A 22,112-nucleotide genomic window follows, 5' to 3' on the forward strand; every position below is an offset into this window, starting at 1 on the left:
GCGACCGACTGCATGTTGGAGGAAGCCTGCTCGGAGACGCCGGCGACCTGGCTCGACAGGCTCTGCGTGGTCTCGGCAGTGCGGGTCAGGGTGGATGCCGCCGATTCCAGCTGCACGGCGGAAGCCGAGACATTGGAGACGATGGCGCCGACCGCGCTCTCGAAATCATCGGCAAAGCGGATCAGCTCAGCGCGGCGGCTGGCGGCCTGTTCGCGGTTCTGGACTTCGCTGGCGGCGGCATCGCGCTCGGCTTTGGCGACGGCCTGAACCTTGAACTCCTCGACAGCGCCGGCCATCTCGCCGATCTCGTCCTTGCGCCCCAAGCCGGGCAGCACGACGTCGAAATTGCCCGAGGCGAGCTCGCGCATCGCCTTGCACATCGCGATCATCGGACGCGAGATGCCGGTGCCGAGCAGGAAGGCGAGCAGCGCACCGAGCAGCGTGCCGCCGACGGCCAGCATCAGCACGAGCTGCTCGGTCTTTCCGATGGTCGCTTCCGACTCCGAATCCAGCCGCTGCTGCTCGGCGACGAGGTCCGCCTTCATGGCGGTCGCGCCTTGCAGGATCGCGCCGGCCGAGCCGCTCATCTCGGTCACGAGCTCATCGACCATCTTGGCATTGGCGATCAGCTTCTCCAGCGCTTCGCGATAGGCCACCAGGATGGTCTTGGCGTCCTTCAGGCCGGCGACGATCTTGTCGTCCATGGAATAGACCGCGCCGAGCGAGTTCTCGACGAATTTCAGCCGCGCCAGCGCGCTGGTGGCAATCGTCTGGTCGGACGTCAGCACGAAGTTGGTCGCCGCCGCGCTCGCGGTCTGGAACTGGGCGTTGACCTGCTTGGTGCCGAACTCGATCGCCTGCGCCTCGGAATCGGAGGCATTGTTGCCGATATCGTCGAGCTTGTATTTCAGGAGATTGGCCTGGCGCGTCAGCTGGTTCTGCACCAGCAGCGCGCTGTCGCGCTTGGCCTGGAGCACCTTTGCGAAGGTCGCGGAGAAATTGGAAAACTCCTTGGCGAGCTTGCCGAGGCTCTCCTGCCGCGCCGGCTTCTTGGCGCTCTTGACGGCATGGTCGATGGCGCTCTTCAGGCTGGCCTCGGCGTCCAGCGCTACCTTGGCATCGTCTTCCTTGCCGGTGGCGACGAAATATTTGACGGCCGAACGGTAGGCGAGCAGCTCGCGGTCGATGGTACGGGCGAGGTCGGCTTCGGAGACGCTGGCGCGGTAGGATCCGACCCCCAACGACACCCGCTCGAAACCGAAATAGGCGAAAGCCATGCTGCCGGCCGAGATCACCAGTACTGCGGCAAAGCCGAGAATGATCTTGGCGCGGAACCGGAGGGTCGGAAATAGTGTACGCTTCGATGGCGACGCGATACGCCCGGACATTCCCAACCCCCAGTCTATGTTCTTGCGACGATTCTGCGGCCCGGGAAGCAGCCCCTTCCGAACCGTGCGGAAAATTAAGGCAGAATCGTCAAGGGGTGGTAAATCCGTCCGGTCTGCATCCTGGCCGGGGAAAGTTCGTCCGGCCGTGCGCGCCCAGGCGCCGTGTTGCGGCTATCGGGAAAACGCCTTACTCTCGAACACTTATCAGGCACTTGGCGTTAGACCGAGCTGGTCCTCGAGGGGAGAAACGGAGTGGGGCAAACCGATTTTCGGTTTGGCGGTGCGTCTGGCGTTGCCGTGGCCAAGTCGAAGGCTGCGAGCGTCGATGAAGCCGTGGCTGAACTGGCGGCCCAGCTCCCCTCCGACGAGCTGGCACTGATCCTGGTGTTCCTCTCCCCCAGCTACGACCCCCATCACTTCATCGCCGAGATCACCCGGCAATTCGATGAGACCCAGGTCTGCGGTTGCACCACTGCGGGCGAGCTTGCCCCTGATGGCTGGGACGAGAACAGCGTCGTGGCGCTGGCGTTCAGCCGTGCCGACTTCTCCGCGGCGGTGCGGCCCATTTTCAACCTCGACAGTTTCCGCGTCGAGGACGGCCGCAGGATCGGCGGCGAGCTCCGGCACGAGCTGTTGCGCGCCACCCCGCAGGTCGACCGCGGCAGTCCCTTCGGCCTGGTCCTGATCGACGGCCTGTGCCGCCGCGAGGAAGCGGTGATGTCCGCGCTCTATGCATCGCTCGACGACATTCCGGTCGTCGGCGGGTCCGCAGGCGACGGCATGCGCTTCGAGAAGACCTTTGTGTTCGTCGACGGCAAGGCACACACCAATGCCGCCCTGCTGATCCTGTTGAACACATCCTTGCCGTTCCGCGTCTTCAAGTGCGACAATTTCGAGCCGCGGGCGCAGAAGATGGTCGTGACCGAGGCCGACATCGAAAATCGCATGGTCAGGGAGCTGAACGCAGAGCCTGCCGCACTGGAATATTCGCGCGTGGTCGGCATCCTGGACGCCAAGCTCGATCCGTTCTCCTTTGCGTCGCACCCGGTCCTGGTGCGCGTCGGCGGCTCCTATTACGCGCGCTCGATCCAGCGCGTCGAACCAGACGGCTCGCTGCACTTCTTCTGCGCCATCGATGAGGGCATGGTGCTGACGGCGGCGACGTCGCGAAGCCTGGTTGGCGCGACCCGCGAGACGTTTGCCGACATCCGCGACCAGATTGGAGACGTCTCGCTCTATATCGGTTTCGAGTGCCTGCTCCGCCGGCTCGATGCCGAGCAGCATCAGCTCACCCGCGACATGTCCGAATTGTACCGGCAGAACCGGGTCGTCGGCTTTCACACCTATGGAGAGCAGTTCGGCTCCATGCATGTGAACCAGACCTTCACCGGCGTCGCGATCGGAAGGCGTCCGTCGTGACGGACATGTGGCAGGGCCCCGATGCGGTCGACCAGCTGCGGCGCGAGGCCGCCAAGCTGAAGAAGATCAATGCCGCGCTGATGTCGCGCGTCGAGCGCTCGATGGACCAGCAGCTCAACGCCTTTTCATTGTTCGAAACCGCCATTGCGCTCGACCACAAGGTTCGCGACCGGACGCACCAGTTGCGCGAGGCGCTGCATTCGGTCGAGCGCGCCAATGAGGGGCTCTACCGCGCCAAGCAGCAGGCCGAAGCCGCAAGCTCGCTGAAATCCTCGGTGCTGATCTCGGTCACCCACGACCTGTTGCAGCCGCTCAACGCGGCGCGCCTGACCCTGTCCGCGCTGACCGAGATGATGGAATCGCAGGAGGCGGGCCTGCTCATCGACCAGGCCGACCGCTCGCTGCTGATGCTGGAGGACCTGCTGCGGTCGCTGCTGGAGATCGCCAAGCTCGACGCCGGCGCGCTCAAGCCCGACGTGCACGCGATCGCGCTGGCGCCCTTGTTCGAGCAGCTCCGCAACGAGTTCGAGCCGATCGCCGCGCGGCAAGGCCTGTCCTTGCGCATCCGCACCTCGCCGCTGGCGGTGATGTCGGATGCGATGATGCTGCGACGAATCCTGCAGAACCTGCTTGCCAATGCCATTCGCTACACCCGCAGCGGCGGCGTCGTCATGGGATGCCGGCCGCGGGGCGACCAGATCTGCGTCCAGGTGTCCGACACCGGACCCGGAATTGCGCAAGCCCAGCAGGAGGCGATCTTCCGCGAATTCCAGCGCGGGGAGGCCATTGCGACCGACCAGGCCGGCTTCGGGCTTGGCCTCTCCATCGTCCGCCGCTTCGCCACCGTGCTCGGGCACGAGGTGCGGCTGTCGTCGCAGCTCGGCAGGGGATCGACCTTCACCCTGGAGCTGGAGCCGGCCGACCTCTCCGACGTCGGCGACGAGGTGCAAGAGGTCAGGCTCGCCGAGCGGCACTACAACTATAGCGGGCTCGAAGGCGCCAAGATCCTGCTGATCGAGAACGATCCGAACGGCTCGGAGGCGATGGCCGCGCTGCTGGAGGGATGGGGCTGCGACGTCGCGACCACGCGATCGGGCGCGGACGCACTCGTGCGCCTGAGCGAGCTCGGCGGCGCGCCCGATGCCGTGATTGCCGACCTCCATCTCGACCACGGCGAGAGCGGCCTGTCGGCCATCGCCGCCGTCCGGGAGCAGTTGAAGCTCGACACTCCCGCCATGATCATCACGGCCGACTATTCCGAAAAGGCGGCGAAGGAGGCGAGCCTCTACGGCCTCGAAGTGCTGAAGAAGCCAATCAAGCCCGCCGAGATGCGGGCGCTGCTGTCGTTCCTGCTGAGCTAGCCGGCGCGGACGGTCTTCGCCTCGTTCCGCTTGCGGGCGGGGCTATCGGGCATAGCCAAATAGCCAAGACAAAAATGTCGAAAACAACCCCATGCACAGTAGGCAGGGCCGGTCACTCTTCCTCCATCGCCTTGATTAAATTGTCGCGGAGCCTGACGACGCTTTTCTGCAGCCGGGCGAACTCATCCGGCTTGAGTCCGCTCGACTTCACGAGATTCATGTGCATGCCTTTCTCGCGAAGGCGTCGGCCGGCGTCGGTGAGACTGACGCGCACCTGCCGCTCGTCGGCGGGATCGCGCTGGCGGCGCAAATAGCCCATCGCCTCGAGCTTTTTGAGGATCGGCGTCAGGGTGTTGGATTCCAGGAACATCTTGTCGCCGAGTTCGCTCACGGTTTGGTCGTCCTGCTCCCACAGCGCCACAATCGCGATCCACTGCGGGTAGGTCAGGCCGAGTTCATCGAGGCCCGGCTTGTAGGCTCGTCCGTAGGCGAGGTTGGCCGAATAGATCGCGAAGCACAGGAAATCGTCGAGGCGCCGGTCGCCCGCGGCCGGTTTCGGCTCCTGATTGGTCATTGAATCGTCTCTGGAATCGGCCCTGGGACCGTTGTTCAGGCTCATTGGGGCGCCCTTTCCGACACGGACATGTGAAGTTCCGCATGCATATATATCGTGTCCGATTAAATCGGAAGGGTTGACATTGAGGCCTGGCGGCACTTTATACAGCGCACGCGAATATATCGGATACGATCTAATTTAGGAGAGTGCCATGACTGCCCAGAATGCAAACAAGACCACCCGAGCGCCAACGATCGACATGAAGCTCGAGGTCGTCGTCATCCCTGTTTCCGACGTCGATCGCGCCAAGAAGTTCTATGCGAACCTCGGATGGAGGCTCGATGCCGATTTCGCGGGGCCTGACGACTACCGCGTCATCCAGTTCACACCGCCCGGCTCCCCCTCCTCGGTCATCTTCGGCAAGAACGTGACCGCGGCGGTACCCGGCTCCGCCCAGGGCCTGTACCTGATCGTCTCCGACATTGAAGCCGCGCGAGACGATCTGCGCGTTCGCGGCGTCGAGGTCAGCGAGGTCTTCCACGCTGCAGGCGACGTGCACACCGGACAGGACGAGCCTTATCTGTTCGGGCGCCGCCGGATTGCTGGTCTGGATCCCGCGCGCACCAGCTATCGCTCGTACGTCTCGTTCAACGATCCCGACGGCAACGGCTGGCTGTTCCAGGAGATCACCGCCCGATTGCCGGGACGCGTGGAGACAGCAGGCACGACATTCACCTCCTCGACCGAGCTCGCGAGCGCGCTCCGGCGTGCCTCCGCGGCACATGGTGAGCACGAGAAGCGGAACGGCGGTCAGCACGATGCGAACTGGCCGGACTGGTACGCCGACTACATCGCCCGCGAGCAGGCCGGCCAGCCGCTGCCGGTCTGAGCCGCGGCTGCAACGTCACCCAGTTGAACGAGTGAGGGAGAGTCCCAATGCGTGCGCAATCAGTTTCGGAAATCATCAACCCGGACCGGCGCCAGCTCATGCTTACCGCTGCGATGGGAATTGCCGCCGCGGCGGCCGCAAGTGTTCTTTCCACGCACCCGGCGACGGCGGCCACAAGTGACGAAATCCGGCCTTTCCGGATCAATATTCCGGAAGAGGCGCTGATCGATCTGCGCAGCCGCATCAACGCGACGAGGTGGCCGGAACAGGAAACCGTCGCCGACGAGTCGCAGGGCGTACAGCTTGCGATCCTTCGGGACCTCGCGCGCTACTGGGCGACGGACTACGACTGGCGGAAGATCGAGGCAAAGTTGAACGTCCTGCCCCAGTTCATCACCGAGATCGATGGGCTGGACATTCATTTCCTTCACGTTCGTTCGAAGCATGAAAATGCCCTGCCGCTCATCGTCACGCATGGATGGCCCGGTTCGATCATCGAGCAGTTGAAGATCATCGATCCTCTCACCAATCCCACGGCGCACGGCGCGAGCGCATCGGACGCTTTCCATATCGTGATCCCGTCCGTTCCCGGCTACGGGTTTTCGGGCAAACCGACCACCAGCGGCTGGGGCCCCCCTCGCGTCGCGCGCGCATGGGTCGAACTGATGAAGCGCCTTGGCTACACCCGCTTTGTCGCGCAAGGCGGGGACATCGGTGCTCTCATTTCCAATGCGATGGCCGAACAGGCGCCGCCGGAACTGCTGGGCATCCACACCAACTTCCCCGGCACGATTCCGCCGGAGATCACCAAGGCGTTGCAGAGCGGTGAGGCACCATCCGGTCTCTCTGCCGACGAGCAACGCGCCTTCGACCAGGTGAAGGATTTTCGCGCCAGGCATTTTGCCTACGCCGCGATGATGGCGACGCGGCCGCAGACGCTCTACGGCTTGGCGGATTCGCCGGTCGGCCTTGCCGCTTGGATTCTCGACCACGGTGACGGTGATGCGCAGCCGGCGGCGGCGATCACTTCGGCCGTGCTCGGGCGCACCATCAATGGGCACTCCGCAGGCGACGTCACGCGCGACGACGTCCTCGACGACATCACACTCTACTGGCTGACGAACACCGCGATCTCGGCGGCCCGCTTCTATTGGGAAAACAAGGGAATGAGCGCACTGAACGCGGTCGGCATCTCGATTCCCGCCGCCGTGAGCGTCTTTCCAGGCGAAATCTACCAGGCTCCGCGCAGCTGGACCGAGCGCGCCTATCACAAGCTCATTCACTACAACAAGGTCGACCAAGGCGGACACTTTGCAGCCTGGGAACAGCCGCGACTTTTTGCGGAAGAGGTCCGCACAGGCTTCCGGTCGCTGCGCAAATCGATCTGAACATTCTGCCCAAGGGAGCACGAAATGAGCGAGCATCAAGTGAAGAAGAAAATCCTGGCGATCGCGGCGCTTGTCGTCGGAAGCGTTCTGGCTTCCAGCGCGGCACAGGCTCAGCAGGCGGGCGTGACGCGCACCGATCTGCAGCGGCACGATCTCTCTGCCCCCGGTCGCGAAGCCGTCCAGGTACGCGTCGACCTCGCCCCGGGAGTGGCCTTCGGCAAGCACACGCATCCCGGCGAAGAGATCATCTATGTCCTCGAGGGTTCGCTCGAGTACCAGATCGAGGACAAGCCGCCGATCACGCTGAAGGCCGGCGACGTCCTGTTCATTCCGGCCGGAACGGTTCATGCGGCAAGGAACGTCGGCAGCGTCACCGGCAGCGAACTCGCCACCTATATCGTCGAAAAAGGCAAGCCGCTGCTCGCATTGGTGAAGTGACAGCGGCGAGCGACGAAAAAGACCTGGCCACTTCCGTTCATCAAGGAGCTAAAATGAGCAAGCGCCTCGACTACAATCAGATCGCACCGGCAGGCGTGAAAGCGCTGGGCGGCGTCTACGGCTACGTCATGCAGAGCAGCCTTTCCCCTGCGTTGGTCGACCTGGTCTATCTGCGAATTTCCCAGATCAACAGCTGCGCGTACTGTCTCGACTCGCACACGCGCGACTTGCTCAAGAAGGGAGTGAAGATCGAAAAGATCGCGCTGGTACAGGCGTGGAGGGAGGGCGGCAACCTCTTCGATGAGCGCGAACGCGGCGCCCTGGCATGGGCCGAAACGGTGACGCGCGTCGCGGAGACCAACGTGCCGGACGAAGCGTATCAGGCCGCCCGTGCCGTGTTCAACGAACGGGAGCTCGTGGATCTCACGATCGCGATTGGCTTGATGAACGCCTACAATCGCATGGCCATCAGCTTTCGGAACACGCCGCAGGCCGTACTCGAGCATCAGGCGTAGCAGCAGGCCCGAACTCTTCTCCGCCGGGCCTCCTTGGCCTCCAGATCACCTCGACCTGCACGCCGATCTCGCAACGGGATGAAAGGACACTGACCATGTCACAGCGGATCAACGACAACCCTATCGGTTTCTTCGAGATCAGCAAAGACATCACGCTCAGAAGGATGGTTCTGCGCAGCGCGAGACCGAGGGGGACCGTTCTCTTTCTGCACGGCTTTCCAGAGACCCTGTATGCCTGGAAGGATATCGGCGCGGCCCTCGCCGATGACTACGAAGTCCATGCCTTCGATTGGCCGGGCTACGGTCTTTCATCGAGGCCCGCGGTCGACAGGTTCTCCTACGCGCCGAAGGACTACGCGCATGTTCTGGACCAGTACATCGCGAAAGCAGGCATCGACGCATCCAGGCTCACGATCTACGCAACGGACATCGGAGCCCTGCCGGCACTCCTGCTGGCGGTGGAAAAACCTGATATCGCAAGGGCCATCATCGTTGGCGACTTCGCCCCGTTCAACAGGCCGCAGTTCATGTCCGAGAATCTGCAAAATCTGAAGGCGGGACCTGCCATGGAGCAGGTCCGCGCTAACATGAACAGGAATCGCGACGAGATCCTGGAAAACGTCTTCACAAGAGGCTTGCCCAAGGAAGCGCAGTTCGAAGTTGCGCGGGAATTCAGGGACGACATGTCCCACGGATGGAGCCACGGCGCCATGACGACCGTAGACGCTTTCTCCCATTACTACTCGCACTTCACGCGAGACCAAGACCACTTCGAATCGCAACTCGCTCGGCTCAAAACTCCGTTGAAGGTGGTTTGGGGTGAGAAAGATCTCTACATCAAGAAGGAGATGGGAGCAGAACTCGCTGAAAGGGTCCGCGCGGAATTCGCGCTTCTCCCCGGCATTGGACACTACCCTCACCTCCAAAATCCGGAGGGAACCGTCGATGAGGTTCGCGCCTCGTTCCGATGACTGACGCCTGGCTATCCCGAGGGCGGATCGGCCTGCGAACGCTCCCGCTTCGGGCCGGTGCCCTCGGCTGCCAGCGTCGCGAAATCGATCCGAGACATTTCGACGATCGCCTTGGTGCGGCTCAGCACGTTGAGCTTGCGCAGGATGTCGGAGACGTGGACCTTCACCGTGGTCTCGGAAATCTTCAGCTCATAGGCGATCTGCTTGTTCTGCAGGCCGCGCTTGAGCATCTCGAGCACGCGCAATTGCTGCGGCGTCAGATCGTGCAGGCGCCTGATGAGATCCTGCGCGGGCCCGGCCGCGCGTTGCGGGCGGACAAGTCCGCGATAGGCGGAGGGGACACAGACCGAGCCGCGCAGCACCTCGCCGATCGACTGCGCCAGATCCTGCTTGGACGACGATTTGAGGATGTAGCCGGAGACGCCGAGCGACAAGGCGCCGGACATGATCTGCGGATCCTGATGCCCGGATACGATGACGACGGGGATCCTGGGAAATGCCTTGCGGATGCGGATGATGCCCGAAAGACCCGTGGTGCCCGGCATCGACAGATCGAGCAGGATGAGATCGAGCCCGGTGGTCACTGCTCCCTGCTCGAGCGCACCGTCGATCGACGTCGCCTGAAGGATCTCGGCCGCCGGCGCCACCATCTGGAGCGCGCCCTCGAGGGCTTCGCGAAACAGCGGATGATCTTCGACAATCAGAAATCGCATCACGGATGCGCCATTCCCTGATTATTGCCCAAATTATTGCCGGGTTCGAGGTCGAAACGAGAATGTCCCAGCCGGGTCAAACCGACTTGATCCAGGTCAAGCACGACGTCAAGCACGACATCGCGCGTCATTGCGGCCGCCCGCGGTCGGCGCGCGCATAGGGCCGGGCCTTGGGATCGGGCAAGTCCATCTTGCCGATCTCGATGATCGCCTTGTTGCGGCTGAACAGACCGAGCTTGCGCAGGATCTCGGTGATATGCGCCTTCACCGTGGATTCGGCGAGCTGAAGCTCCTGCGCGATCTGCCGGTTCGGATAGCCGCGCCGCAGCAGATCGAGCACGCGAAGCTGCTGCGGTGTGAGCTCGCGCAGCTTGACCTCGAGCGCCTTGCTGGCCTCGGCCCGCCGCCGCTGCGGCGCCGCCACGAAGTCCTTGGGCACCGACACCGATCCCTTCAGCACGCCCTCGATCGATTGCGCCAGTTCGCGCTTCGACATCGACTTCGGCAGATAACCGGCGGCCCCCAGCTCCAGCGCCTCGCGGACGACGCGCTGGTCCTCGTCGCTCGACACGATGGCGACGGGCAGGCGCGGATAGGCCTCGCGCAACCGCAGAAAGCCGGAGAAGCCGGTCGAATCCGGCAGCAGGAGGTCGAGCAGCGCGAGGTCGATGCCCTCGCCCTGCTCGGCCGTCAGGATATGAAGGGCATCCTCGATCGACATCGCCTCGAAGATCCGCGCCTCCGGCAAGGCCAGTCGCACCGCATTGCCGAGCGCCTCGCGAAACAGCGGATGATCGTCGATGATCAGGAAACTGGTCATGGCGCCTTCACAGGACTGCACCGCCGAATAATGCACCGTACAGGCATCCACCGCCGGAGCGGAAGAGGCCGAACCATGCGGCACCCGTCCGGCACCGGGATGGCACCGGATGGACGCTAGCACATCCTCCCGATCGGGCTCGGTCAAGATCGTTCAGTCGTTCGATTCGGACTGGACCGTCAGCAGGAAGGAATAGATGTTGTCAAACTGGTCGTCGGTGAAGACCTCCTTCCAGGCCGGCATGCCCTTGGCCGGCCGGCCCTCATGCACGGTCGTCCAGAACTTCTCGCGCATCTCGTCGCCGTAACGGTGACGCAGCAGCCGTAGATCGATCTTCCGCTCGCTCTGGATCGCGTCGGGACCGTGGCAATGCGCACAGGTTCCGTTGAAGATCTCCTTGCCCGCGCCGACAGCCTCCGCGCCTGGCGCGGCCGCGTCGCCCTTGGTCTCGGTCGCCACCACATTGGCGACCTGCGCCACGCTGGTTCCGGTTCCGGTCCCCGTCGTCGTTCCCGCCGGCACCGTCCGGCCCTCGCCGAAGCGAACCGGCTCGCCAGTCGGCAGGCCGTATTTCGCTGCGAGCTCGCCGATCGTCCTCTGAAGCTGCGGCAGCACGGCATCGACGCGATCACGCAGGTCCGTCGAGGTCTTCGCAAAACCGATGGCGGCGTCCCATGACAGGCCTTCGCCTTCGGTGAGCTCGATCTGATAGCGACTGTTGTAGCTGGTCTTGTTCAGCCAGCCGGCGACCGGCCCCCAGATGAAGGCGACGTCGGCCCTGCCCTGGTCGAGCGCCTGCATGCCTTCCTCGGGCGACAGCACCGTCACCTTCTGGATGTCGTCGCGGCTCGCGAGCAGGTTTTGCGGCGTGCTGGCGAACTGCACGGCAACACGTTTGCCCTTGAGGCCGTCGATGCCGCCGAGGGCCAGCCCCTTGGCGGCGACGAGGGCATAGCCCTCCTTCGCGACGGTGCTGGAGAAGATCACGGCCGGTCCCATGAAATCCTCGGACCGCGGCAGCCCGATCATGGCGTCGCATTGCTTGCCGAGCAGGGTGACGCGCACGGTGCGCTTGCCGAAATAGGATTTGTACCAGTCGTAGGCGATCGGCCGGCCGAGCGCCTGCGCCAGCGCCTGCCCAATCTCGACATAGAAGCCCGGCTGCGACGGACTATCGCTCGAGAATGGAAGGTTGGTCGGATCGGCGCAGAGACGGAGCGGCTGTGCCTCGTCGGCGTGTAGCGGCGAGGCCGGAACGATCAGCGCCGCGGCGGCACATGCGAGCAAGGCCGAGATGGAGCGGCGTCGGCTCGCACCGATGGCAGAATGATTGGCACGCATCCTCGTCTCCCATAGCGTTGTTGGGCCGGAGTTCGTTGAGCCAGGCGCGGCGGCATCAGGCGTCGGCCGATGCCGCGACTAAAGTCTGGAAAAAGCGCGCGCGTATCCCGTCACCTCGAGAGGATACGCGCGCGAGTGGTCACTGGACGGAGAACACGAAGAGCGAACCGCCCTCGGGAGCTGCGGCCGTCATCTTCTTTCCTACCTCGCCCAGGAACGCCGGCAGCGCAGCCGTGCGGCCGACAACGATGGCGACATATTGCTTGCCGTCGACCTGGTAAGTCACCGGACCCGCGCCGATGCCGGAGCCGAGATTCTTGCTCCACAGCACCTTGCCGGACTTCGCATCGATGGCACGGAAGTCGCCATGGATGTTGCCGGCAAACACGAGGCCGCCGCCGGTGGTCAGCGTGCCGCCGTTGAACGGCAGGTCTTCCTTGATCGACCAGACCTTCTTCTGCGCGACCGGATCCCAGGCCACGAGCTCGCCGAGGAAGCCGCCGGGGCCTTCCTTGGTCGGGAATTCGGCGCCGAGATAGAACACGCCGCGCTTGTAGGCGACATCGGAGACCGACCAGTCCATGCAGACATTGTTGGACGGGATGTAGACGAGTCCGGTCTGCGGATTGAACGACATCGGCTGCCAGTTCTTGCCGCCGATCAGGTTCGGGCAGATGTCCTTGGCGGGATGATTCGGCCCGGGCCGCTTGTCGGGATCCTCGACCGCGCGCATCGTGGCGACGTCCCATTTCTTGGCCCAGTTGGAGAACACGTATTTCTCCGCCGACAACACCTTACCGGTCTCGCGGTTGGCGACGAAGAAGTAGCCATTGCGATCCGCCTTCATCAGCGCCGGAACTGTGCTGCCGCCGATCTTCAGATCCGCGAGCACGGCTTCATTGACGCCGTCATAGTCCCAGGCATCGGCCGGCGTGGTCTGGATGTGCCACTTGATCTTGCCGGTGTTGGGATCGAACGCCACCGTCGAGGCGGTGTAGAGGTTGGTCAGCTTGCCGAAATTGCCGTCGCCGGTCGACCGCACCGCGGTGTTCCACGGGCCGGGATTGCTGGTGCCCCAATATACCGTGTCGCTCTTCGGATCGTAGGAGCCGACCAGCCAGGCCGCGCCGCCGCCATGCTGGGCGGAGTCGCCCTTCCAGGAGTCGCCACCGGGCTCATCCGGCGAAGGAACGGTGAAGGTCTGCCACAGCTGCTTGCCGGTGTTGATGTCGAAGGCCTGCAGCGAGCCGCGCACGCCGTATTCGCCGCCGCCGAAGCCGGTGATGACCTTGTCGCGCACGACAAGCGGCGGCGAGGTGATGACCGACCCCTGCTTGTAGTCGACCACCTTCGCCGTCCACAGCGCCTTGCCGGTCGCGGCATCCAGCGCCGTCAGCTTGCCGTCGAGGCGGCCGACGAAGATCTTGCCGTCGGCATAGGTGACGCCGCGATTGTTCACGTCGCAGCAGGCGTATTGCAGCACGTCCTCGGGAATGTCGGGCTCCCAGGTCCATTTGCGCGCACCGGTGGCCGCATCGAGCGCATAGACGTATTTCGGGCCCCAGGAGCTCGAAACGTAGAGCGTGTTGCCGATGACGATCGGCGAGGATTCGTTCGAGCGCAGCGACGCCAGCGAGAACGAATAGGCGAGCGTCAGCTTGCCGGCGTTCTCGGTGTTGATCTGCTTCAGCGGGCTGAAGCGCGTGTTGCCGTAGTCGTGGCCGGCGACGGCCCACTGGTTCGCATCCGATTGCGCCTTGAGCACGGTCTCGTTGGCGCGAGTGCCGGATGTAACGGCGGCGAGCATCGCAATCATCGAGATGCCAGCCAAGAAGCCCTTCGTTCCAAAGGTCATGTATTCCCTCCGCGATGTTGTTGTGCACGCCTCGTTGGGCGCCTGAGCGCGCTGCGCTCGTGATGTGCAGTTTGCCTGCGAGCCATCGTTCGAAATTACAGCATCGCCTTTTCGCGCTTAGTATAGGCGGAAGGTAGTAGTGCATATCATCGGCAGCTTTCGCCGCTCATCTCGTTGTCCTGACTTGCGTCTTGCCCGTATTTTTCAGCCCGAAATGCGGCATCGGATTACGGCAAGACCAAGACTCAACCGTCGTCCCGGACAAACCGAGCGAAGCGACGTGCAGATCCGGGACGACGACTGAGGTGAGAGGGTACCGCGCGCATCGGTCAGGATGATGGCGCTACCACCGCCGCAAAACTTTCGAAGAAGTTCGCGGCGAGTTTTCGCGACGTCGAGTCGATCAGCCGCGAGCCGAGCTGTGCGAGCTTGCCGCCGATCTGCGCGTCGGCCTCGTAATGCAGGATGGTGACATCGGGCGATTCTTCTTCCAGCCTGACCTTCGCGCCGCCCTTGGCAAAGCCCGCGACGCCGCCGGCGCCTTCGCCGACGATGCGGTAGCCGTTGGGCGCATCGATATCGGTCAGCGTCACCTTGCCGCTGAACGTCGCCTTCACCGGGCCGACCTTCAGCACCACGGTCGCCGTCATCTCCGTCGGCGATGCCATCTCGAGCGATTGGCAGCCGGGAATGCAGCGTCTGAGAATATCGGGATCGTTGAGCGCAGCCCACACCGTGGCCTTCGACGCCGGGATCCGCTGACTGTCGTTCATCTGCATCGCTTCCACCCCTTTTGGCTGTTGCTTGTACGGTTCGACTAGGGGGGCGCCCGGCTGCGATCAATCGCCAGGAAGTACTAGTCCTGCTTTGCCGCGTCTCATTCATTCAAAGGCATTGCGGGGCGCGACCAACGGGTCCGCGCGAAGCGCGGCCCGATGACAGACTCCGTTGCGCGCCAGGAATGGCGGAATGGGGCGTCGGCGTCGCAACACCCGGACGTCCCGGCCGGCGACGTCTCGCTGCATCGCAGCGAACAAAATCAATGACTTAGATAGCTTCCGCCTACTACCAAGATCGCGATTACAAGGGCGTGAGCGCGTGCTCCTATTCGTGACAAGGAACTAGGCATCAAAGGGAGGAGCGACGCGCGAGGCGCGCGACGTCCAAGGCCAGCGCTCAAGGCCAGCGCTTCGCGCGATAGCGGTTGAGCGCAGGCCGCATCTGACGACATGGACACCGTTTTCGCAAGCTCATTGCAAGGTCGCGCCATGCGCTGGTGACGGCGCGACATGTCGTGACCGAATCGTGCGTCTGCGACAGCCGCCACGATGACCTTTCCATGACGCGCGGCCACCAAAATCCCAGTTGCAAAGTTCCGTTCGCGCTGTCTCTAATTAGAATAACTACAAACATTCGGGAGGTACTCACGTGTCTACAGTCAAACTGACGGTGAACGGCAAGGCCGTTGCTGTCGATGTCGAGGACCGCACGCTGCTGGTCCATCTGCTGCGCGATCACCTCAATCTGACCGGGACCCATGTCGGCTGCGACACCAGCCAGTGCGGCGCCTGCGTCGTGCACATGGACGGCCGCGCGGTGAAATCCTGCACCATGCTGGCGGGCCAGGCCGACGGCGCCAACGTCACCACCATCGAGGGTATCGCCAAGGGCGACGAGCTGCACCCGATGCAGGCCGCCTTCCGCGACAATCACGGTCTGCAATGCGGCTATTGCACCCCGGGCATGATCATGTCGGCGATCGACATCGTGCATCGTTACGGCGGCCAGCTCGACGAGGCCACCGTTCGTCATGAGCTCGAGGGCAATATCTGCCGCTGCACCGGCTACCACAACATCGTCAAAGCCGTGCTGGATGCAGCCGGCCGCATGAAGGTCTCGCAGGCGGCCGAGTAAGCGGCGCGCCTCGAAAGAAGAACCACCGCCGCAGCTGCCGATGGACAGCGCGGTCAAAACAATTTCCGGTCGGGAGGACCAGACATGGGTGTTGAAGGCATCGGCGCGCGCGTCGTGCGCAAGGAAGACAAGCGTTTCATCACCGGCAAGGGCCGGTATGTGGACGACATCAAATTGCTGGGCATGACCCATGCCCATTTCATCCGCAGCCCGCATGCGCATGCCAAGGTGAAGGGGATCGACTCCTCCGCCGCGCTGAAGATGCCGGGTGTGGTCGCAGTGCTCACAGGCCAGCAGCTCGTCGACGACAAGGTCGGCAACCTCATCTGCGGCTGGGCCATCACCTCCAAGGACGGCAGCCCGATGAAGATGGGCGCCTGGCCGGCGATGGCGCCGGAGACGGTGCGCTTCGTCGGTCAGGCCGTCGCGGTCGTGATCGCCGACAGCAAGAATCTGGCGCGCGACGCGGCGGAAGCCGTCGTGGTCGATTACGAGGAGCTTCCCGCGGTTGCCGACGTCCACGCCGCCATCAAGGCCGGCGCGCCGCAGCTTCATCCCGAGGCTCCCGGCAACCAGGTCTATGACTGGGTGATCGGCGACGAAGGCGCGACGGATGCCGCCTTCGCCAAGGCCGCCAATGTCGTGAAGCTCGACGTCACCAACAACCGCCTCGCGCCGAACGCGATGGAGCCGCGCGCGGCGATCGCCGACTACGACGCGGCGGAAGAGCATTTCACGCTCTACACGACGTCGCAGAACCCGCACGTCGCCCGCCTCGTGCTGTCGGCGTTCTACAACATCGCCCCCGAGCACAAGCTGCGCGTGATCGCGCCCGACGTCGGCGGCGGCTTCGGCTCGAAGATCTTCATCTACCCGGAAGAGATGGTGGCGCTGTGGGCCTCCAAGAAGGTCGGCCGTCCGGTGAAGTGGACCGGCGACCGCACCGAGGCCTTCCTCACCGACGCGCATGGCCGCGACCATGTTACCCATGCCGAGATGGCGTTCGACGCCAACAACAAGATCACCGGCTTCAAGGTGAAGACCTACGCCAATTTCGGCGCCTACATGTCGCTGTTCTCGTCCTCGGTGCCGACCTATCTCTACGCGACGCTGCTGTCGGGTCAGTACAACATCCCGGCGATCCATGCCGAGGTGATCGGCGTCTACACCAACACCACGCCGGTCGACGCCTATCGCGGCGCGGGCCGTCCCGAGGCGAGCTATCTGATTGAGCGGTTGATGGAGACGGCGGCGCGGCAGCTGAAGGTCGATCCGGCGGCGCTGCGCCGGGCCAACTTCATCACCCAGTTCCCGCACCAGACGCCCGTGATCATGGCCTATGACACCGGCGACTTTAACGCCTCGCTCGACGCCGCGATGAAGGCGATCGACTATGCCGGCTTCGCCGCGCGCAAGGCGCAAGCAAAGTCGCAAGGCAAGCTTCGCGGCATCGGCGTGTCCTGCTACATCGAGGCCTGCGGCATCGCGCCGTCGAAGGCTGTCGGTAGCCTCGGCGCCGGCGTCGGCCTGTGGGAATCGGCCGAGGTACGCGTCAACCCGGTCGGCACCATCGAGATCCTGACGGGCTCGCACAGCCACGGCCAGGGTCATGAGACGACGTTCTGCCAGCTCGTTGCCGATCGCCTGGGTGTTCCCATCAGCCAGGTCTCGATCGTCCACGGCGACACCGACAAGGTGCAGTTCGGCATGGGCACCTATGGCTCGCGCTCGGCGGCCGTCGGTCTCACCGCGATCCTGAAGGCGATGGAGAAGGTCGAATCCAAGGCCAAGAAGATCGCAGCGCATGCGCTGGAGGCGTCGGAAGCCGACATCGTCATCGAGAACGGCGAGTTCAAGGTGACCGGCACCGACAAGGCGATCGCCTTCCCGATGGTCGCTCTCGCAGCCTATACCGCGCACAATCTGCCTGACGGGATGGAGCCCGGCCTGAAGGAAAGCGCCTTCTACGATCCGACCAACTTCACCTTCCCGGCCGGCACCTATATCTGCGAGCTCGAGGTCGATCCCGGCACCGGCAAGACCTCCTTCGTCAACTTCGTCGCGGCCGACGATTTCGGCCGGCTGATCAACCCGATGATCGTCGAGGGCCAGGTCCATGGCGGCCTGGTTCAAGGCATCGGACAGGCGCTGCTCGAGCACGCGATCTACGATGTCAACGGCCAGCCGGTCACGGCCTCGTTCATGGACTACGCCATGCCGCGCGCCGACGATGTGCCCTCGTTCAACCTCTCCCACACCACGACGCTGTGCCCGGGCAATCCGCTGGGCATCAAGGGTTGCGGTGAGGCCGGCGCGATCGGGGCGTCAGCGGCCGTGATCAACGCGATCACGGATGCGATCGGCAAGAACAACCTGGAAATGCCCGCAACCCCGGATCGGGTGTGGCGCACGATCAACGCGGCTTAAGAGGGAGGAACGAAGATGTACCAGACAACCTATCATCGCGCCTCCTCGGTCGACGAAGCCGCCAGCCTGTTCGGCAAGAGCAGCGAGGCGAAATTCCTGTCCGGCGGACAGACGCTGCTGCCGGTGATGAAGCAGCGGCTCGCCAGCCCATCGGATGTGATCGATCTCGGCAAGATCAAGGAGCTGATCGGCGTCGAAGCCGCCGGCGACACGCTGACCATCAAGGCCGCAACGCCGCATTACGACGTCGCCACCAGCGACGTCGCGAAGAAGGCGATCCCGGCGGTTGCGTATCTGGCCTCGCTGATCGGCGATCCCGCCGTGCGCTATCGCGGCACGATCGGCGGCTCGCTGGCCAACAACGACCCCGCCGCGGACTATCCGGCCGCGACGCTGGCGCTGGGCGCGACGATCAAGACCAACAAGCGCTCGATTGCCGCGGACGACTACTTCAAAGGCCTGTTCTCGACGGCGCTTGAGGACGGCGAGATCATCACCGCCGTCTCGTTCCCGATTCCGGCGAAAGCGGGCTACGCAAAATTCCCACATCCCGCCTCGCGCTTTGCGCTCACCGGCGTGTTCGTTGCCCAGACCAAGTCGGGCGACGTTCGCGTGGCCGTGACCGGTGCGTCACAAAGTGGCGTGATGCGGGTTGGCGCCATCGAAGCTGCACTGAAGGCGAACTGGTCGCCTTTGGCGATCGACAGCGTCAACATTCCGGCGAGCGGACTTCTGTCCGATATCCACGGCTCGTCCGACTACCGCGCCAATCTGATCAAGGTGATGGCGCAGCGCGCGGTGGCTGCGGCGGGCTGACAATCCCGCTCCAGCGTCTCGACACAAATTTTCCGCGGCGCGCACTCCGGTGCGCGCCGTTTTATTTTGCGCATGCGGCATGAAAACCGCTTGCCTCGCTGGCGGGAAGGCGAGAAAAGTTAATCAGCCGATTAACTCGCCCCCAAGAGCAACGTGAGGCGTTTGCCGGATCACCGGCACTTGCCCGCGACCCGAGGAAACAACAACGTGCTCGATAAATCAGCTCCCACCTCCTCCGTCCGCACCTCCGGCCCGCTCTCGGGCTTCCGCATCGTCGAATTCGCCGGCATCGGGCCCGGCCCGTTCGCCTGCATGATGCTGGCCGACATGGGCGCTGATGTCGTCACGCTCGACCGCGTCGGTGCGAAGAAGAGCATGAAGTCGGTGGCGGGCCGCGGCCGCAAGGTGATCGAGCTCGATCTCAAGGACAAGGCGGCGATTGCAGAGGTGCTCGACCTGCTCGCCAGCGCCGATGCGCTGGTGGAAGGCTTCCGTCCCGGCGTGATGGAGCGGCTCGGGCTCGGGCCTGACGTGGTGCTCGCGCGCAATCCAAGACTCGTCTACGGCCGCATGACCGGCTGGGGCCAGGAAGGCCCGCTCGCCAATGCCGCCGGCCATGACATCAATTACATCTCCATCACCGGCGCGCTCGCCGCGATCGGCACGAAGGAAGCGCCGGTGCCGCCACTCAACCTCGTCGGTGATTTCGGCGGCGGCGCGCTCTATCTCGTCGTCGGCGTGCTCGCGGCGCTGCTGGAAGCATCGAAGTCCGGCAAGGGGCAGGTGGTCGATGCCGCGATGTGCGACGGCGCGGCATCGCTGATGTCGTTCTTCTTCGACATGACCACGCTCGGGCGATGGACCGAGGGCCGCAACCAGAACTTCCTCGACGGCGGCGCGCACTTCTACGGCGTCTACGAATGCGCCTGCGGCCACTTCGTCTCGATCGGCTCGATCGAGCCGCAATTCTACGCGCTGCTGCGCGAGCACGCGGGCCTGACGGATGCGGATTTCGACGCGCAGATGAACCCCAAGGCCTGGCCGGCGCTGAAGGAGAAGCTGAAGGCGGTGTTCAAGAGCAAGACGCGCGAGGACTGGTGCAAGATCATGGAAGGCACCGACATCTGCTTCGCGCCGGTGCTGACCATGTCGGAGGCGACAAAACATCCGCACATGGTCGCCCGCAACGTCTTCGTCGAGCGCCACGGCGTGAAGCAACCCGCACCGGCGCCGCGGTTCTCGCGCACGCCGTCGGCCGTGCGCGAGCCGGAGGCGGCGGAGATCGCCGCGGTGACGAAGGCGTGGGCGGGGCGTTAGCCTCCCGCTGTCGCATCACACTCCGCCGTCGTCCCGGACAAGCGGAGCTCCCGACAACGCGCCGCGTTGTCTGGAGCGGAGCGCTGATCCGGGACCCATAGCCACATGGAGTGGTTTAGCGAAGACTCGTGGTTGTCGGCTCGCGCTACCACACAATCCTGTGGTTATGGGTCCCGGATCTGCGCGCGCTTTGGGCGCGCTTGTCCGGGACGACAGCTTTGGATGATGCGCGAGCGTGGCTATCGCGCCACCTTACGCCGCGTTCCCCACCTTCAGCACCCCGCGCCGGATCTGGTCTTCCTCGATCGATTCGAACAGGGCCTTGAAATTGCCCTCGCCAAAGCCGTCGTCGCCCTTGCGCTGGATGAACTCGAAGAAGATCGGGCCGATCGCGTTGGCCGAGAAGATCTGCAGCAGCACCTTGGTCTGGCCGCCTTCGACCACACCTTCGCCGTCGATCAGGATGCCGTTCTTCTGCAAGCGCGCGAGGTCCTCGCCGTGCTTGGGCAGGCGCGTGTCGACCTTCTCGAAATAGGTGTTTGGCGGCGACGGCATGAACGGCAGGCCTGCCTCGCGCAGGTCTTCGATGGTGCGATAGATGTCGCGGCAGCCGCAGGCGATGTGCTGGATGCCCTCGCCGCGATAGGTCTTCAGATATTCCTCGATCTGGCCGGAATCGCCGGCGTCCTCATTGATCGGAATCCGGATCTTGCCGTCCGGGCTGGTCAGCGCCCGCGAGAACAGGCCGGAAGCGCGGCCCTCAATGTCGAAGAAACGGATCTGGCGGAAGTTGAACAGCTTCTCATAGAAGCCGGCCCAGACATCCATGCGGCCGCGATGGACGTTGTGGGTGAGATGGTCGAGATAGAACAGGCCGGCGCCCGCGGGCCGCGGATCGCGCGCGCCAAGCCATTCGAACTCGGCATCATAGGCCGAGCCCTTGGCGCCATAGCGGTCGACGAGATAGAGCAGGCTGCCGCCGATACCCTTGATCGCGGGGACGTCGAGCGTCTTCTGCGCCGACGACATATCGGCCGGCTCGGCGCCGAGCGCGATCGCGCGCTCATAGGCCGCCTTGGCATCGACGACGCGAAACGCCATCGAGGGCGCGCAGGGGCCGTGCGCGGCGACGAACTCGTAGCCGTGGGTGCCGGGCTCCTCGTTGACGAGATAGTTGATGTCGCCCTGGCGGTAGACGGTGATCTTCTTGGTCTTGTGCCGCGCGACGGGCGCATAGCCCATCAGCTTGAACAGCGCGTGCAGCTCGCCCGGATTGGGGTGCGCATACTCGACGAACTCGAAGCCGTCGGTGCCCATCGGATTGTCGGCGCTGATCGCGGCCGGCGGTGCATCGTGCGGAAACGGACCCATGCTGCTCTCCCAAATGGCTGCTGGAAGGAACTATCCTTCATAAGACGCGCAAGGAGCGTGCAAACAGGATGGGATTTGGCTATTGTGTGCACGATCTATGCATAAAATGGACGAAATACGCATGATCTCCGTGGACGCCTTCGACCTCAAGATCCTGACCGCACTGCAGGACGACGGCCGCCTCACCAACCAGGAGCTGGCTGAGCTCGCGGGCCTGTCGGCCTCGCAATGCTCTCGGCGGCGGATGCGGCTGGAGGAGGAGAAGGTGATCTCCGGCTATCATGCCGATCTCTCCAGCGAGGCGCTCGGCTTCGGCGTCATCGCCTTCATCCAGGTGGGGCTGGCGACCCACTCGCCGGACAATTCAAAACGCTTCCGCGCACTGGTGAACCGGATCGACGAGATCCAGGAGGCCTATTCGCTCACAGGCGATGCCGACTATGTGTTGAAAGCCGTGCTGCGCGATCTCAAGGGTCTCTCCAACCTCGTCAACGACGTGCTGATGCCGCACCAAAGCGTGGCGCATGTGCGCTCCTCGATCGTGCTCGACAGGTTGAAGGAAAGCGCAAAGCTCCCGCTGAGGGATTTGAAGGCTGGCTGAAATCGAGGGAAC

The 22,112-nt window shown here is 63.9% G+C and carries 21 protein-coding genes; 12 read left to right on the forward strand and 9 right to left on the reverse strand.

Translation table 11 applies throughout. The features are described 5' to 3' along the window. On the reverse strand, positions 1-1,388 hold a 1,388-nt coding region (locus JQ635_RS34965), incomplete at its 3' end, for a HAMP domain-containing protein (RefSeq protein WP_211414315.1). 252 nt (positions 1,389-1,640) lie between these two features. On the opposite strand from JQ635_RS34965, the gene JQ635_RS34970 reads away from it, so the two are divergent. Both JQ635_RS34970 and JQ635_RS34975 read left to right on the forward strand, forming a co-directional pair. Beyond that, the gene (locus JQ635_RS34970; protein WP_211414316.1) at positions 1,641-2,807 is read left to right on the forward strand and encodes an FIST N-terminal domain-containing protein; all 1,167 of its coding nucleotides are present in this window, start codon (positions 1,641-1,643) and stop codon (positions 2,805-2,807) included. Between the two features lie 5 nt (positions 2,808-2,812). Next, a complete protein-coding gene (locus JQ635_RS34975; RefSeq protein WP_211414382.1) occupies positions 2,813-4,168 on the forward strand; it encodes a hybrid sensor histidine kinase/response regulator in 1,356 nt (451 codons plus the stop codon). A 112-nt stretch (positions 4,169-4,280) separates the two neighbouring features. Here the strand turns inward: JQ635_RS34975 and JQ635_RS34980 are convergent, their stop codons facing one another. After that, on the reverse strand, positions 4,281-4,742 hold the full coding sequence (locus tag JQ635_RS34980) for a MarR family winged helix-turn-helix transcriptional regulator (protein ID WP_246583960.1): 462 nt from the start codon (positions 4,740-4,742) through the stop codon (positions 4,281-4,283). A 193-nt stretch (positions 4,743-4,935) separates the two neighbouring features. Here JQ635_RS34980 and JQ635_RS34985 point away from each other — a divergent pair, with 193 nt between their 5' ends. The 5 genes from JQ635_RS34985 to JQ635_RS35005 all read left to right on the forward strand — a co-directional run bounded on the left by JQ635_RS34985 (position 4,936) and on the right by JQ635_RS35005 (position 8,925). Further along, positions 4,936-5,613 (forward strand): VOC family protein, encoded by a 678-nt coding sequence (locus tag JQ635_RS34985; protein ID WP_211414318.1) that lies wholly within the window; start codon positions 4,936-4,938, stop codon positions 5,611-5,613. Between the two features lie 47 nt (positions 5,614-5,660). Continuing rightward, positions 5,661-7,001 (forward strand): epoxide hydrolase family protein, encoded by a 1,341-nt coding sequence (locus JQ635_RS34990; RefSeq protein ID WP_211414319.1) that lies wholly within the window; start codon positions 5,661-5,663, stop codon positions 6,999-7,001. Between the two features lie 24 nt (positions 7,002-7,025). Next, on the forward strand, positions 7,026-7,439 hold the full coding sequence (locus tag JQ635_RS34995; RefSeq protein ID WP_211414320.1) for a cupin domain-containing protein: 414 nt from the start codon (positions 7,026-7,028) through the stop codon (positions 7,437-7,439). Between the two features lie 53 nt (positions 7,440-7,492). Further along, complete coding sequence (locus JQ635_RS35000; protein WP_211414321.1) at positions 7,493-7,954, forward strand: carboxymuconolactone decarboxylase family protein; 462 nt, start codon at positions 7,493-7,495, stop codon at positions 7,952-7,954. 95 nt (positions 7,955-8,049) lie between these two features. After that, entirely contained in the window at positions 8,050-8,925 is an 876-nt protein-coding gene (locus JQ635_RS35005; RefSeq protein ID WP_211414322.1) for an alpha/beta fold hydrolase, read from the forward strand. Between the two features lie 11 nt (positions 8,926-8,936). Here the strand turns inward: JQ635_RS35005 and JQ635_RS35010 are convergent, their stop codons facing one another. From JQ635_RS35010 to JQ635_RS35030, 6 genes are all read right to left on the reverse strand, one after another. After that, positions 8,937-9,638, reverse strand: a complete 702-nt coding sequence (locus JQ635_RS35010; protein ID WP_211414323.1) for a response regulator — start codon at positions 9,636-9,638, stop codon at positions 8,937-8,939. Beyond that, the gene (locus tag JQ635_RS39290) at positions 9,638-9,769 is read right to left on the reverse strand and encodes a hypothetical protein (protein ID WP_283826925.1); all 132 of its coding nucleotides are present in this window, start codon (positions 9,767-9,769) and stop codon (positions 9,638-9,640) included. The genes JQ635_RS35010 and JQ635_RS39290 overlap by 1 nt, the downstream gene beginning before the upstream one ends. Continuing rightward, positions 9,766-10,458: a response regulator gene (locus JQ635_RS35015; protein ID WP_211414324.1), complete on the reverse strand. Its 693-nt coding sequence runs from the start codon at positions 10,456-10,458 to the stop codon at positions 9,766-9,768. Before JQ635_RS35015 ends, JQ635_RS39290 begins: the two co-directional genes overlap by 4 nt. Before the next feature lie 153 nt (positions 10,459-10,611). Next, positions 10,612-11,799, reverse strand: coding sequence for a c-type cytochrome (locus JQ635_RS35020; RefSeq protein WP_211414325.1), 1,188 nt, complete (start codon positions 11,797-11,799; stop codon positions 10,612-10,614). A gap of 139 nt (positions 11,800-11,938) precedes the next feature. Continuing rightward, the gene (locus JQ635_RS35025; protein ID WP_246583961.1) at positions 11,939-13,654 is read right to left on the reverse strand and encodes a PQQ-dependent methanol/ethanol family dehydrogenase; all 1,716 of its coding nucleotides are present in this window, start codon (positions 13,652-13,654) and stop codon (positions 11,939-11,941) included. 329 nt (positions 13,655-13,983) lie between these two features. Beyond that, positions 13,984-14,433, reverse strand: coding sequence for an SRPBCC family protein (locus tag JQ635_RS35030; RefSeq protein WP_211414326.1), 450 nt, complete (start codon positions 14,431-14,433; stop codon positions 13,984-13,986). 649 nt (positions 14,434-15,082) lie between these two features. Between JQ635_RS35030 and JQ635_RS35035 the strand changes: the two genes are divergently transcribed. From JQ635_RS35035 to JQ635_RS35050, 4 genes are all read left to right on the forward strand, one after another. Further along, positions 15,083-15,568 carry a (2Fe-2S)-binding protein gene (locus JQ635_RS35035; protein ID WP_211414327.1) on the forward strand — a complete coding sequence of 162 codons (486 nt, stop codon included), beginning with the start codon at positions 15,083-15,085 and terminating at the stop codon, positions 15,566-15,568. 84 nt (positions 15,569-15,652) lie between these two features. Beyond that, positions 15,653-17,995 (forward strand): xanthine dehydrogenase family protein molybdopterin-binding subunit, encoded by a 2,343-nt coding sequence (locus tag JQ635_RS35040; RefSeq protein ID WP_211414328.1) that lies wholly within the window; start codon positions 15,653-15,655, stop codon positions 17,993-17,995. Between the two features lie 15 nt (positions 17,996-18,010). Then, on the forward strand, positions 18,011-18,811 hold the full coding sequence (locus tag JQ635_RS35045; protein WP_211414329.1) for an FAD binding domain-containing protein: 801 nt from the start codon (positions 18,011-18,013) through the stop codon (positions 18,809-18,811). 207 nt (positions 18,812-19,018) lie between these two features. Continuing rightward, a complete protein-coding gene (locus tag JQ635_RS35050; protein WP_211414330.1) occupies positions 19,019-20,128 on the forward strand; it encodes a CaiB/BaiF CoA transferase family protein in 1,110 nt (369 codons plus the stop codon). A 252-nt stretch (positions 20,129-20,380) separates the two neighbouring features. On the opposite strand, the gene hppD is transcribed toward JQ635_RS35050, so the two are convergent. Then, a complete protein-coding gene (hppD, locus tag JQ635_RS35055) occupies positions 20,381-21,499 on the reverse strand; it encodes a 4-hydroxyphenylpyruvate dioxygenase (protein ID WP_211414331.1) in 1,119 nt (372 codons plus the stop codon). 121 nt (positions 21,500-21,620) lie between these two features. Between hppD and JQ635_RS35060 the strand changes: the two genes are divergently transcribed. Next, positions 21,621-22,100 (forward strand): Lrp/AsnC family transcriptional regulator, encoded by a 480-nt coding sequence (locus tag JQ635_RS35060; RefSeq protein WP_080138400.1) that lies wholly within the window; start codon positions 21,621-21,623, stop codon positions 22,098-22,100. The last annotated feature ends 12 nt before the right edge of the window (positions 22,101-22,112 follow it).

It is taken from the genome of Bradyrhizobium iriomotense, from assembly GCF_018130765.1.
Taxonomy (GTDB): Bacteria; Pseudomonadota; Alphaproteobacteria; order Rhizobiales; family Xanthobacteraceae; genus Bradyrhizobium; species Bradyrhizobium iriomotense_A.

What these genes read in the sequence shown, in the direction of transcription:
- JQ635_RS34975 (WP_211414382.1), top strand. Translation starts at nt 2,813, where the DNA reads ATGTGGCAGGGCCCCGATGCGGTCGACCAGCTGCGGCGCGAGGCCGCC.
- JQ635_RS34980 (WP_246583960.1), bottom strand. Translation starts at nt 4,742, where the DNA reads ATGACCAATCAGGAGCCGAAACCGGCCGCGGGCGACCGGCGCCTCGAC.
- JQ635_RS34985 (WP_211414318.1), top strand. Translation starts at nt 4,936, where the DNA reads ATGACTGCCCAGAATGCAAACAAGACCACCCGAGCGCCAACGATCGAC.
- JQ635_RS34990 (WP_211414319.1), top strand. Translation starts at nt 5,661, where the DNA reads ATGCGTGCGCAATCAGTTTCGGAAATCATCAACCCGGACCGGCGCCAG.
- JQ635_RS34995 (WP_211414320.1), top strand. Translation starts at nt 7,026, where the DNA reads ATGAGCGAGCATCAAGTGAAGAAGAAAATCCTGGCGATCGCGGCGCTT.
- JQ635_RS35000 (WP_211414321.1), top strand. Translation starts at nt 7,493, where the DNA reads ATGAGCAAGCGCCTCGACTACAATCAGATCGCACCGGCAGGCGTGAAA.
- JQ635_RS35005 (WP_211414322.1), top strand. Translation starts at nt 8,050, where the DNA reads ATGTCACAGCGGATCAACGACAACCCTATCGGTTTCTTCGAGATCAGC.
- JQ635_RS35010 (WP_211414323.1), bottom strand. Translation starts at nt 9,638, where the DNA reads ATGCGATTTCTGATTGTCGAAGATCATCCGCTGTTTCGCGAAGCCCTC.
- JQ635_RS39290 (WP_283826925.1), bottom strand. Translation starts at nt 9,769, where the DNA reads ATGACGCGCGATGTCGTGCTTGACGTCGTGCTTGACCTGGATCAAGTC.
- JQ635_RS35015 (WP_211414324.1), bottom strand. Translation starts at nt 10,458, where the DNA reads ATGACCAGTTTCCTGATCATCGACGATCATCCGCTGTTTCGCGAGGCG.
- JQ635_RS35020 (WP_211414325.1), bottom strand. Translation starts at nt 11,799, where the DNA reads ATGCGTGCCAATCATTCTGCCATCGGTGCGAGCCGACGCCGCTCCATC.
- JQ635_RS35025 (WP_246583961.1), bottom strand. Translation starts at nt 13,654, where the DNA reads ATGACCTTTGGAACGAAGGGCTTCTTGGCTGGCATCTCGATGATTGCG.
- JQ635_RS35030 (WP_211414326.1), bottom strand. Translation starts at nt 14,433, where the DNA reads ATGCAGATGAACGACAGTCAGCGGATCCCGGCGTCGAAGGCCACGGTG.
- JQ635_RS35040 (WP_211414328.1), top strand. Translation starts at nt 15,653, where the DNA reads ATGGGTGTTGAAGGCATCGGCGCGCGCGTCGTGCGCAAGGAAGACAAG.
- JQ635_RS35045 (WP_211414329.1), top strand. Translation starts at nt 18,011, where the DNA reads ATGTACCAGACAACCTATCATCGCGCCTCCTCGGTCGACGAAGCCGCC.
- hppD (WP_211414331.1), bottom strand. Translation starts at nt 21,499, where the DNA reads ATGGGTCCGTTTCCGCACGATGCACCGCCGGCCGCGATCAGCGCCGAC.
- JQ635_RS35060 (WP_080138400.1), top strand. Translation starts at nt 21,621, where the DNA reads ATGATCTCCGTGGACGCCTTCGACCTCAAGATCCTGACCGCACTGCAG.